The organism is Pedobacter insulae (assembly GCF_900113525.1).
GTDB classification, from domain to species: domain Bacteria; phylum Bacteroidota; class Bacteroidia; order Sphingobacteriales; family Sphingobacteriaceae; genus Pedobacter; species Pedobacter insulae.
On sequence record NZ_FOPP01000005.1, the window covers coordinates 78,303 to 90,796 of the forward strand.

Annotated in this window: 9 protein-coding genes; 6 read left to right on the forward strand and 3 right to left on the reverse strand. The window is 37.6% G+C overall.

The features are described 5' to 3' along the window. Positions 1 to 22: 22 nt before the first annotated feature. Complete coding sequence (locus tag BM207_RS09855) at positions 23 to 2,182, reverse strand: transglycosylase domain-containing protein (RefSeq protein WP_090993487.1); 2,160 nt, start codon at positions 2,180 to 2,182, stop codon at positions 23 to 25. 120 nt (positions 2,183 to 2,302) lie between these two features. Between BM207_RS09855 and BM207_RS09860 the strand changes: the two genes are divergently transcribed. The 3 genes from BM207_RS09860 (at position 2,303) to BM207_RS09870 (ending at position 4,357) form a co-directional block, all read left to right on the forward strand. After that, a complete protein-coding gene (locus BM207_RS09860) occupies positions 2,303 to 3,379 on the forward strand; it encodes an Mrp/NBP35 family ATP-binding protein (protein ID WP_177217099.1) in 1,077 nt (358 codons plus the stop codon). Between the two features lie 34 nt (positions 3,380 to 3,413). Further along, a complete protein-coding gene (locus BM207_RS09865) occupies positions 3,414 to 3,659 on the forward strand; it encodes a NifU family protein (RefSeq protein WP_090993490.1) in 246 nt (81 codons plus the stop codon). Positions 3,660 to 3,775: 116 nt separating this feature from the next. Next, complete coding sequence (locus BM207_RS09870) at positions 3,776 to 4,357, forward strand: peptidase associated/transthyretin-like domain-containing protein (RefSeq protein WP_245768074.1); 582 nt, start codon at positions 3,776 to 3,778, stop codon at positions 4,355 to 4,357. A gap of 4 nt (positions 4,358 to 4,361) precedes the next feature. On the opposite strand, the gene def is transcribed toward BM207_RS09870, so the two are convergent. After that, the gene (def, locus tag BM207_RS09875) at positions 4,362 to 4,919 is read right to left on the reverse strand and encodes a peptide deformylase (protein WP_090993494.1); all 558 of its coding nucleotides are present in this window, start codon (positions 4,917 to 4,919) and stop codon (positions 4,362 to 4,364) included. A gap of 41 nt (positions 4,920 to 4,960) precedes the next feature. Continuing rightward, positions 4,961 to 6,190, reverse strand: coding sequence for a M16 family metallopeptidase (locus BM207_RS09880; RefSeq protein WP_090993496.1), 1,230 nt, complete (start codon positions 6,188 to 6,190; stop codon positions 4,961 to 4,963). Positions 6,191 to 6,325: 135 nt separating this feature from the next. On the opposite strand from BM207_RS09880, the gene htpG reads away from it, so the two are divergent. The 3 genes from htpG (at position 6,326) to BM207_RS09895 (ending at position 12,480) form a co-directional block, all read left to right on the forward strand. Beyond that, positions 6,326 to 8,212, forward strand: a complete 1,887-nt coding sequence (gene htpG, locus BM207_RS09885; RefSeq protein WP_090993498.1) for a molecular chaperone HtpG — start codon at positions 6,326 to 6,328, stop codon at positions 8,210 to 8,212. A gap of 126 nt (positions 8,213 to 8,338) precedes the next feature. Next, a complete protein-coding gene (locus tag BM207_RS09890) occupies positions 8,339 to 9,559 on the forward strand; it encodes a metallophosphoesterase (RefSeq protein ID WP_090993500.1) in 1,221 nt (406 codons plus the stop codon). A 104-nt stretch (positions 9,560 to 9,663) separates the two neighbouring features. After that, positions 9,664 to 12,480 carry an outer membrane beta-barrel protein gene (locus BM207_RS09895; RefSeq protein ID WP_177217100.1) on the forward strand — a complete coding sequence of 939 codons (2,817 nt, stop codon included), beginning with the start codon at positions 9,664 to 9,666 and terminating at the stop codon, positions 12,478 to 12,480. Positions 12,481 to 12,494: the final 14 nt, after the last annotated feature.

Here is a 12,494-nt window from a genome sequence, read left to right on the forward strand (position 1 = left end):
AACTGATTAATTTTCTTTCCAATTAATTATCACCATCCTCTTTTTCCTTCCTTCGCTGTTCCCTTCGCTCTTGTCTAAGCTGTTTTTTTGTTTTGGCAGTATCCGTTTTTATATCCACCCGAACAAGCGTGTCTTTTTTGGCAGGGAAGAGGCGGTCAAAAAGTGTCTTACCTTTATCTGGTGTAATTTGCGGAATAATCATTCCGTCCTCATCAAGTTCTAAGGCCGAGGTGTCAACAACGACCGAATCGGGCAACAGGTACTGCCGCAGCCCTTCTCGCAGCCTAACATTATAAAAACCATACCCACTAGTATCTGCGTACGTTAAGCCTCTTCTGGCCATTGTATTGCCAATAAAATTAAAGTATGGCAAAAGATAGGGCTTTAAGCCGCCATCGTTCGCAAATTTATACATAGCTGCTTTAGGCCGAGGAACAATGTTAGCTAAGAAAATGCCTTCTCCGACACTTAGTTCGGATGGGTGCTTCCCGAAATAATGACTTGCCGCTTCTCCAATACCATACACATTTGGCCCCATCTCTATGATATTGAAATAAACCTCTAACATTCGTTCCTTACTAATCAATCGGTTATTCTCTATAAGCCAAACAATTAAAACCTCTTCTGCCTTACGAGATATAGTTTTGTTTCTACTCAAGAAAACGTTTTTAACCAACTGCATAGAGATTGTACTCCCTCCACGCTTAAACCGTTTCTCTTTAAAGTTAACAGCAATCGATTTTCGAAATGATTCTTCAACAAAACCATGATGTCTAAAGAAAGAAGGGTCTTCGGATGTGAGTAGGGCATTTCTAAAATTAAACGAGATATCCCCTAACCTGGTAAAATTTGGGTTGGAAGGTCCTATCAAAATGTTCCTCATAGGTTTGCCATACTCATAAGGCGTATATACAAAATCTTTATTTATTTTTTGAAGATCTGTTTTACCCCATTTCAAAATCTTGAAATTATTGGGGGTTAGGTTAGAACTGAACTTTACGCTGTCTGGGATTGAAGTGTCCAGATAAAAATCGAGGTTATACTTTAACTTTCCGCTAACCTGCATCCCATCTAACGATTCGAACAAGCCTTCGGGGAAGGCCTCCAAGAAGGCCTGTGCGTCTTGCTCCTCAGCATCGAGCTTTAGCTCATATACTTTGTTTGGCGATAAAGTGTACTTAATATAGGGATGAACCTTCGCATCCTTTAAAAAAATGGTCGAGGTACTGTCCAAAGAAAGATAATTTGGCCCAATTAGCAAATCTGCGTCAATCTTGGCGCTACTTACCACAATGTCTGTTGCCGCAATCCGCGCCTGATTGATCAAAAGATTTTTCACCGACCATGACCCAGAGATTTTAAAGTCATCCCCTTTATAATCTGCATCTTTCATTTCTGTCCTAACTGTGTCAAAGCTAATCTTTGTATGTAGTTTTTGCTGAAGATATAGTGGAAGTTCTACCTGCTGTTTATTAGCTGCATATAGCATTACATCTAACCGTTTCTGATTAGGCTTTAAATTACCCGTCATGTGCCAGGTTGCTAAGGTGTCGTTAACCAGAATAGTCGATTTAAGTTTCCCGTCATCTATCGTTGCTGTGGTAGTCAGAAATTTTAGGGAGGCCGTATCATTGTCGTTAAGCTGCATCATAAAGTTCTTTACCTCCATGTCATCAGGAATCTTGTAAAGCACCTCATTTAATAGGTTGCTTGCGATTTCGCTTAGGTCTAATTTATTTTTTGTGGTGTTGGTGCTGTCTTTGCTTTTCCTTTTTAGAATAAAATCAAGGTTGGTAAGTGAGTCTCTAATTACAACATTCAATTTACCGTCATTCAATTTGATTTCCGAAAGCTTAACATTACCAAAAAGCAGTGGAAATATTTTAACCCCAACACTTAAGCTACGCATGGAAGTCAGGGTGTCTCTATCTTTGGGAACTACTGAAATACGCTCCATACTTACGGTACTTAATCCGCTAAATCCTGCTTTGCCTATGCTAACAGTGAGCCCATAATTATTTTTGGCTTTTGCAATCGCTTTCGCCATGATGGTTTTCAGCATGGCTTCTCTTTTACTGTAGGCAATAGCGCCCAAAGAAATAACCAGGAGCAAAAACACGCCTAAAACCCAGGCTCCAACTTTATAATATTTTTTGGGGATGCTTATTTTCGGTAGCTGCATAAACTAATTTAAAAATTAATGCTTAACAAACGTTTATCAGAAATGTTTATTTCGTGTTAAAATTACAATAAAAAGGGTGATAGAAAATTTAATATAGTTATGTTTTGTTAATTTTGAGGAATGATAATTACCAATGAACAGGTTTTAGAAGCCTTGCGCAACGTGGAAGATCCGGATTTGAAGAAAGATCTGGTTACTTTAAACATGATTAAAGATGTTAAAATCGACGGTAAGCAAATAGCTTTTACACTAGAATTAACTACCCCAGCATGTCCGATGAAGGAAATGCTAAAGAATGCCTGTACAAATGCAATTAAGCATTTTGTCGACGCAAGCGCTATCATTCTTATCAATGTCACTTCTCGCGTTACCAAACCGAATGACACAACGCAGTTAAACGCAATTAAAAATATCATATTAATTTCCTCAGGCAAGGGAGGGGTAGGTAAGTCGACCGTAGCCAGTAACCTTGCGGTAACTTTAGCCGCTAACGGCGCCAAAGTAGGTTTAATCGATGCAGATATTTATGGCCCCTCCGTTCCAACGATGTTCGACCTCATTGGTGCAAAACCCAGCGCAAGAGAAACAAAAGATGGGAAAACCTTAATTTTACCAATTGAAAAATATGGCATTAAATTGCTGTCATTAGGTTTCTTTGCCGACCCAGATCAAGCTGTGCCCTGGCGTGGACCAATGGCTTCCAATGCGATTAAGCAATTGTTTAATGATGCAGATTGGGGGGAACTGGATTATCTGATTGTAGATTTACCTCCTGGAACGGGAGATATCCACATTACCATCAGTCAAAGCTTCCCTATTGCGGGCGCAGTAATTGTTACTACGCCACAGCAGGTTGCCCTGGCAGATACCAAAAAAGGATTAAACATGTTCAGAATGCAAGGGATAAATATTCCCATTTTAGGCGTTATAGAGAATATGTCTTATTTTACACCAGCAGAGCTGCCTGATAATAAATATTACATCTTTGGTAAAAATGGAGGTAAAACTTTGTCTGAGCAGTACAATGTGCCGTTTTTAGGTGAAATACCATTAATTCAGGCTATTGCCGATGCGGGCGACCAAGGAACTCCGATTGCGATGGATACGTCCAGTCCTTTACAGTATGCATTTAATGAAATTGCAGGTAAAATTGCACAACAGATCTCAATAAATAACATACAGTCAGCGAATTGCTAAAAATTTACTATTTTTATACTTTAATACAGATAAAATGAGTTTAACGGAACAAGTGGAGCAAGCATTAGAAACTATCAGGCCATATTTAATAGCCGACGGTGGAAATGTTGCCATAGAAGAGATTACACCAGGCTATGTTGTTAAATTAAGATTATTAGGCAACTGCGGCTCATGTAAAATGAGCTTTATGACGATGAAAGCAGGCATTGAGCAGGCAATAATGAAAGCCGTACCAGAAATTACCGGCGTTGTTGCAGTAGATTTGGCAGAGCAGGAATAAGGTTTATTTAACACAATTTAACGAATACATTAAGCATTTACCTCTATTTTTGTAAGATGAAGTATTGTTTAACAATCATATTGCTTTTTTTTGTTACTACTATTTTTGCCCAAAACATGCAGAAAAGTAACAAATTGGTGCAGTTTTCGGGAATCATTACCGATACTGACAGCAATTCGGTTGTGCCCTATGTTACCATTACCAATTTGAGTAATAAAGGGATAAAGTATGCTGCCAACTATCAGGGTTATTTTTCAATCATTGTTAATCCCGGAGATTCATTAATATTTAGTGCAATAGGATTTAACAATAAAGTGCTGGTACTCCCGACTGAAATAAATGATTTTAAGTACACAGAAATGGTCAAGATGAAACCAGAAACTGTGTATTTAAAGGCTGTAAGGATCTATCCATGGGCAACCATAGAAGAGTTTAACAAAGACTTTTTATCAATGAAGGTTGCCGATGATGATATGGCTATTGCCAAGAAAAATCTTTCTCCAAAAAGCATTCAGGGGATGATTTTATCATTACCTCGTAATTCGGCAGAGATTAGCAACAGCAATTATCGTTACAATTTTGATAGAATGATGAATGTAAATATGCGTCAAACCAATCCATTGCTAAATCCATTTGCATGGGGTAAGTTAATGCAGCAGATTTTCGCTGGAGATAAAAGCAGAGAATCCGATAAATAAGCAATTACCGTTTCTTGTTTTGTCTGGGGTAACGCATTTTGTAATCCGTTCTAACATTGCCTTTTGCAATGGCATCCAATTTACTTTTCAATAATTGCTTACGCAACAAGCTCAGCTTATCAGTAAAAAGCTTGCCCTCAATATGGTCATACTCATGCTGAATTACTCTGGCGGCAAATCCGCTTACTTTTTCTTCATGAAGCTTCCAATTCTCATCATAATAGCTGATCAAGATATTGGGCTTTCGCATAATATCTTCTCTTACTTCGGGAATACTCAAACAACCTTCGTTAAAAGCCCAAGGTTCGCCGCTTTCTTCTAAAATCTGTGCGTTAATGAATACCTTTTTAAAAACCTCTTCCCCTTCATCCGCCTTTGTGTCGACAATAAACAAACGGATAGGCAAGCCAACTTGCGGTGCAGCTAAACCAACTCCGCTTGCATTGTTCATTGTTTCGAACATATTGGCAATAAGCTGTTGCAGATCAGGATAGGTCTCCTCAATATCTACACAAACTTTCTTTAAAACAGGATCGCCATAGGCTACAATTGGTAGTTTCATGCAACAAAAGTACAAATTATTAAGAAATAGGGGAAATTGGATTAAGCGGTTGGATAGAATGTCAATGAACTTAAATTTCCTTCGTCTAAAACATCATTCGCAATCGCATCCATATCAGCTACGCTAACGGCTCTGATTTTATTAAATACAGTTTCCAGGCTGTCGATTTTATCATAATCTATCAAGCTTTTAGCCATGGAAATAATTAAACCAATGCGGTTCTCCTCCCCTAATGCAATTTGGCCAATAAACTTATTCTTAGCCTTTTGTAATTGAATTTCGGTCATTTTAGCAGACCTGATCTTTTTAAACTCTTTAAAAATCAAATTTGTAGCGCGCTCTACTTTCTCTTTATCGGTACCAAAATAAAGCGCAAAAATTCCGGCATCACTTAATGGACTGTAATTAGATTCGATTGTATAGGCTATGCCATACTTTTCCCTGATTTGCAAATTAAGGACAGAACTCATTCCATTTCCACCCAGGATATTGTTAAGCAATAACAAACCTGCCTTATAAGGATGATGCAAAGAATAAGTTTGCGTCCCCAACATGCTATGGGCTTGCATAATCTGCTTATTCACTTTAACATGTTGTGGGGCATTTACAATAGGGGCAACTCTTTTCGATAGGGAACTGTTTTCGGGAACATCACTAAAATACTTCTCTCCAATTTTTGCAACCTTATTAAACGAGTAATTACCTAAAACTGCCACAACAATTTCGTCGGTTCGATAATTATTTTTTATAAACTGTTTAATATCATGCTGATCCAGTGCCGTTACCGTTGAAGGAGTTCCTAAGATATTTCTGCCCAAAGCATGGTTCGCAAAAAGCATATCTTCAAAATCATCGTTAATCGCTTCTTCTGGTTGATCAAGATAGGAAGTAATTTCATCTAGGATTACGCCCTTTTCTTTATCCAGTTCCTCAATTGGAAACACAGAATGGAAAACGATGTCATTAAATAGCTCGAGCGTTCTGTCTACATAGGGCTGTAGAAAGGATGCGTGTATGCAGGTGTACTCTTTAGTTGTATATGCATTTAAATCCGCTCCAACACTTTCCAAACGGTTTAAAATCTGATTTGTGGTCCTTTTTTCAGTCCGCTTAAAAATAAGATGCTCGATAAAATGAGCTAAGCCCATTTGCGAATCCTCCTCGTCTCTTGAGCCGCTATTTATTAAAATACAAGCGTGGGAAATAGGTGATGCTGAAGGCACATGTAAAACCCGAATGCCGTTGCGTAAAGTATGAACGTTATATTCCATTTAAGGGGCAAAGATACTTAATAGTATGATAAATCGCCGTATCAATGGTAAGTAAAGCCTGTCATTTTGACTTATAATCTACTTTGGAACACCGCTTGATAAGTATAGGTATAATCAAAAATTATAAAATCAATTATGACAACAGAAAAGGGAAGTATTTCCATACACACAGAAAACATTTTTCCAATCATCAAGAAATTCCTGTATTCGGATAATGAGATCTTTTTAAGGGAATTAGTTTCTAATGCGGTTGATGCAGTTCAGAAAATTAAGCGCTTAGCTGCATTAGGGCAATATAACGGAGAACTAGGTGAGCCATTAGTGGCTGTTAGTTTAGACGCACCGGCAAAAACCATTACCATTAGCGATAATGGTTTGGGTATGACGGCCGAAGAAATCAAAAAATACATTAATCAGGTTGCTTTTTCTGGAGCTAGCGAGTTTGTAGAGAAATTTAAAGATGCGAAAGATGCAAATGAGATTATCGGTAAGTTTGGCCTAGGTTTTTACTCAGCATTCATGGTAGCTGATTTAGTGGAGATTCAAACATTATCGTACCAGGAAGGGGCTGAAGCAGCGAAATGGACTTGCGACGGTAGTACTTCTTTTGAGATTTCGGCAGGCGATAGAACAACGCGCGGCACGAGTATTATCTTACATATTAATGCTGAATCTGAAGAGTTTTTAAGTGAGCATAAATTACAGGAGATTTTAGATAAGTACGCTAAATTCTTGCCTGTTCCCATCCAATTTGGCACAAAAACTACAGAAGAGGAAGATGGGGTTGATGAAGAGGGCAAGACTAAGTACAAATCTGTTACTGCACCAAACATTATCAATACCACGCATCCAATTTGGGCAAAGGCACCTGCTGATTTGTCAGACCAAGATTATTTAGATTTCTATAAACAACTTTATCCTTTTGCGGAAGATCCGTTATTCTGGATCCATTTAAATGTTGATTATCCATTTAACCTAACAGGTGTTTTATATTTCCCTAAGGTGAAGGATGATTTTGATATGCAACGCAATAAAATCAAGTTGTTTAGTCGCCAGGTATTTATCACAGATGAAGTAAAGGATATTGTACCAGAGTTTTTGATGCTATTACATGGCGTGATTGATTCTCCTGATATTCCATTAAATGTTTCCAGAAGCTTTTTACAAGCAGATAGCAACGTGAAAAAAATTAACAGCTATATTACTAAAAAGGTAGCCGACAAATTGGGGGAACTTTATCAAAAAGATCGTAAAAGCTACGAAGAAAAATGGAGCAACATTGGCTTATTCGTAAAATACGGTATGATCAGTGAAGAGAAGTTTTATGATAAGGCAAAAGATTTTGCTTTGTTAACCAATACAAAAGGCGAGCATTTTACATTTGAGGAATACAAAGAAAAGGTAAAAGATAGCCAAACAGACAAAAACGGGAATATTGTGTACTTGTATACAACAGACCCTGATAAGCAAGATGGTTTCATTCAATCGGCCGAGAAAAAAGGGTATGATGTACTGATCATGAATACTCCTATAGATGGTCACTTTGTGGGCAGCCTGGAGCACAAACTAGAGAAAACCCAGTTAAAGCGTGTTGATGCAAGTGTTACCAACCAATTGATTGAAAAAGATGAAGTACTGGAATCTGTTCTAAGTGAAGAACAATCTGCTACGGTAAAATCAATTTTTGAGAAGGCCATTGTAAAACCAAACTTTAGCGTGGAGGTTGTTGGTCTTAGTCCGGACGATGCGCCAGTAACTGTAACGATGGACGAGTTTATGCGCCGTATGAAAGATATGGCAAAAATGGGCGGTGGAATGAGCTTTTATGGTAACATGCCAGATAGTTATAAGGTGGCCATCAATGGAAACCATAAACTTGTAGGTAAAATCTTAGCTTCTGCTAACGAAGAAGAACAAAGTAAGTTTGCCAAGCAAGCGGTAGATTTGGCTTTACTCTCACAAGGTATGCTAACCGGCGCAGAATTAACTGCCTTTGTAAGCAGAAGTGTAGAGTTGATATAGCCCAATAATTACCTCAATGCGAGGGTTCCCGTCATTGCGAGGCACGAAGCAATCTCACGACGAGATTGCTTCGTGCCTCGCAATGACGTTTTTGTAAACCGCAATGACTTTTTAAGCCCTGTTTAGATGAAGAGAAAATTCCAATTACTACCCTTAATCATTTTTGCTGTCCTGTTCTTATTACTGAGCTGGTATGCGTTAAGTGGCCTGCAAATCGTAGCTAACTCAAGCTATGTTACTGGTATTTTCTGGTTGATTATTTCTGGGAGCATTTTTGCATTGCTGTATGCCCTTCAAGGCATTCAAACCAGGGGAATGGGAACATTCTTTAAAATAGCTACACATTTCTTCCTAATCCTTCTCGTAAGCGAGCTGTTATTCGCAATGTTAATATTCATTGGCGACATATACAGGTTGATAAATGGTATTGGCAGCCTGGCTTCGAAGCATGATTATTTATTGCCAGCGCGAAACCCTTATTGGATTATTTTTGCCGGGACGATTTTTATAGGTGCTGTTTTCTTATTCCTATATGGAATGATAAGGGGTAAATATGCATACAGAGTAATTAAACATACTTTGTATTTTAAAGACCTCCCTCAAGCATTTGATGGCTTCACGATAACCCAAATATCTGACGTTCATGCTGGAAGTTTTACAAATCCCCGAGCTGTTCAAAAAGGAGTCGACCTAATTAATGCACAACAATCGGATCTATTTGTTTTTACCGGCGATTTAGTTAATAATAAAGCTGAGGAAATAAAACCCTGGATAGGGCATTTCTCTCAAATAAAAGCTAAATATGGCCAATTCTCCATTCTAGGAAACCATGATTATGGAGACTATGTAAAATGGGAGAACGATTTAATAAAAAGAGGAAATTTACAGCAGCTCAAAGAATATCATGCTGATTTAGGTTTCCGTTTATTATTAGATGAGCATGTTGAGTTAAACAAAGATGGAGAGAAAATAATTCTAGCGGGGGTTGAAAACTGGGGCTTGGGATTTGGGGAACGAGGTGATTTAGAAAAAGCGTTAAACGGCACAAATATTGACGATTTTAAAGTCTTACTGTCTCACGACCCTTCACATTGGAATGCCCAGGTTAAAAATCACCCTTCTAAAATTAATTTAACTTTATCAGGCCATACCCATGGGATGCAATTTGGCATAGAAGCCTTTGGGATAAAATGGAGCCCTGTTAAATACCGATATAATCATTGGGCAGGTATTCTGGAAGAAAACAGCAAATTCTTAAACGTAAATCGGGGCTTTGGATTTCTTGGCTTTTCTGGAAGGGTAGGAATATGGCCCGAAATAACAGTAATAGTCCTTAAAAAAGGATAGCTATTTAATTTTCTGCTTGATTTGTTAAATTTTGTGAAAAATATAAATTACAACTAACTAAAGATTAAGTTTGTAAGTGTAACCAAATTCTCTTGAAAACACTTTTGAACATCTTTATACTGTTGCTATTTGCTGCCCAAAGCGGCTTTGGCCAAACTAGCAGACGGATAAGTGGTTTGGTAACCGACTCGACCGAAAATGGCTTAAGCCATGCCAATGTAATATTAATTGCTGGAAAGGATACACTTCAAACCACTACAAACGAGGAGGGTTATTTCAATTTCTCCAAAATAAAGGCAGAATCTTTCCTATTGCAGATTAATTGTCTCGGTTATCAATCTTATAGTAACACCTATGATTTTGCTAAAGGAAAGCTCTTAGAGATTAAAAGAATTGAATTGAAGCAAACGCCTAATATGCTCAAAACTGTGGAGATTAAGGGCAAACCAAACCCCATCCGCATTATGCAGGACACCATCGAGTATAATGCCGCCGCATATCAGGTGTTTGAAGGCGATAACGTTGCCGACTTAATTAAACAGTTTCCTGGTATGGAGGTAGACGATCAATACAATGTGAAAACAATGGGTCAAGAAATGACCAAACTTCGCATTAATGGTAAGGATTTTTTCACCAACAATATCAAAGATTTTATCGGGAAGCTTCCCGCAGGAATTGTATCGAAAATTCAAATTATTGATGATTTTGGAGATGAGGCAAATTTTACAGGCATAAAAGTTGGTGAACCTAAAAAAATGCTAAACATTGTAACCAAGCCCGGGATGAATAAGGGGAAATTTGGCAGTACCGGTATGAACGGCGGAACAAACCAGCAATATGGAGGAAGTGGAAGTTTTAGCTTTTGGAATGATAGCAAACAGAGGATGGCAGACATAGGTTATCATACTTCAAATAATGGCGCAGGCACAAGTGAAAATGCAAGGGTAACGCTTAACCACCGAGATAAACTCGGTAAATATGGAAATTTTAGTATCTCCAATGGGTTTAATACGAATAACAATGCCTTTGAGTCAGAACAAGCGGTTGAAACAATTAATCCGCTAGGCACCTTCTACAACAATTCACAAAATAAGGGTAAGAGTAACCGCTCTAGTAATATTTTCAATTCCAGTTATACCTTTAACAATAAAAAGATCCGCTTATCAGCAAATTTTGGAGGAACGCTTAGCCAAAATAGTAATACTAGTGCCTCGTTTAACAATCAAACTGGGGTAATTAGGCAGGATTTAAAGAATAACAACCAGCTAAGCAGCAAGTCTCCAAGTTTAAACGGGAACTTGAGCCTTGCCAAGATTTTGAAAAATAAAAAAAACTCCTTTTCAACAAACCTGGCTTTTTCAACCAGCCCTACAAATTCAAATCAAAATATTAGCACCAATACGCTTTATTACGACAGGGATACTGAGCTATTGAAAAAAGATTCGTTGCTAAACAGAAACTTGATTACTAGCGGAAGCAATCAATACATTAATTTTGGGCTCAATTATAGCCTTGGTTTAAAAACACCAAGCGACACTTTAGCAAAAAGCAGCTTAAACTTTACGTATAATGCTTCGGTGGGTAAAAGTAATAGCAACCGGACTACATTTGTTTTAGAAAACGCCATCCCGATCTTTATTGATTCGCTGAGTACTCATTACACCTCCGTATTTATCAATCAATCGCTAGGGATGAGTTATAGTTATAGCAATAAAAAAATGCGTTACAACTTTGGCTTTAATGCCCGTCCGAGTTTAATGAGCAACAACTACATTAACCTTAATCAAAAGATAAAAAACAACAATTTAAATTATGCGCCGAATATAAATTTAAGTAGAACTATAGTAAAAGGGAAAACGATTTCGCTTTCTTATACCGGAAATAACAATGCCCCTTCAATCGACCAGATACAACCTATCCGGAATACCCAAAATTTACAAAACATTGTTATCGGCAATCCTAACCTAAAACCATATTTTAGACATTCTCTAATGTCTAACTACAATTATGTAAATATTAAATCTGGTATTTCCTTACAAGCCGGATTCACTTTTTCAGCTACGCAAAATGAAATTGTAAGCAACGTTATATTAGTGCCCGATACATTGAACAGCCTAAAGCAAGAAACCCGATTTGAAAACATCAATGGAACCTATAACGCAGGAAATAACTATTCGCTAAACATCCCGATTAAAAAAAACAAATATGCTATTTCCTATGGAGGAAACCTTGGGCTTTCAAACAGGGCAATATTTATTAACAATAACAAACGGTTCAATAAAGGATTTAATTTTTCTCAAAATGTTAGAGGGTCCATTAATTTAAAAAAGCTCACTGTATCTGCTAGTACAAACTACAATTTTACATCTAACACGAATGTATTAAATACCAATAATATTAGTGATCTTTATTATTTAAACCTCGGGCAAATTGGGGGCACCACGCTTTTTAATACACATACCTATGCAGCCAATCTCAATGGCTCTTTAAGATTGAAAAAATTGGTGGTTACTGCCAACATCGATTACAATGCAACTAACAGCGATGCAGAATTTAATGCAAACGCGCCTAGAAACATTAAGAACTTAAACCTCGCTTTTTCAACAAGATTGACCATTAAAAAGAGGTTTCTATTTGCGGTAAATACAAGCAAAACCATTAACAAGGGGTATTCCTTAGCCAATGCAAATCCGTTGATCATAAACACTAGTTTAACGGCAGGATTTCTAAAGAACAAAATGCTTAATTTAAAAATTAGTGCGGACGATCTGCTAAACCAGGGAAATAACTTATCGCGATACATCTCCGGAAACTCAATAATAGATAGCAGAACTAACCAGGTTACGCGTGTTTTTAAGATCGGATTGAGCTACAGCCTATCCTCTTTTGGGGGCAATGTGTTCAGAGTAGACGCGGACTAATCTTGTTTTAAGAG

What these genes read in the sequence shown, in the direction of transcription:
- BM207_RS09855 (WP_090993487.1), bottom strand. Translation starts at nt 2,182, where the DNA reads ATGCAGCTACCGAAAATAAGCATCCCCAAAAAATATTATAAAGTTGGA.
- BM207_RS09870 (WP_245768074.1), top strand. Translation starts at nt 3,776, where the DNA reads ATGCAGAAAAGTAACAAATTGGTGCAGTTTTCGGGAATCATTACCGAT.
- BM207_RS09865 (WP_090993490.1), top strand. Translation starts at nt 3,414, where the DNA reads ATGAGTTTAACGGAACAAGTGGAGCAAGCATTAGAAACTATCAGGCCA.
- BM207_RS09860 (WP_177217099.1), top strand. Translation starts at nt 2,303, where the DNA reads ATGATAATTACCAATGAACAGGTTTTAGAAGCCTTGCGCAACGTGGAA.
- htpG (WP_090993498.1), top strand. Translation starts at nt 6,326, where the DNA reads ATGACAACAGAAAAGGGAAGTATTTCCATACACACAGAAAACATTTTT.
- BM207_RS09890 (WP_090993500.1), top strand. Translation starts at nt 8,339, where the DNA reads ATGAAGAGAAAATTCCAATTACTACCCTTAATCATTTTTGCTGTCCTG.
- BM207_RS09880 (WP_090993496.1), bottom strand. Translation starts at nt 6,190, where the DNA reads ATGGAATATAACGTTCATACTTTACGCAACGGCATTCGGGTTTTACAT.
- def (WP_090993494.1), bottom strand. Translation starts at nt 4,919, where the DNA reads ATGAAACTACCAATTGTAGCCTATGGCGATCCTGTTTTAAAGAAAGTT.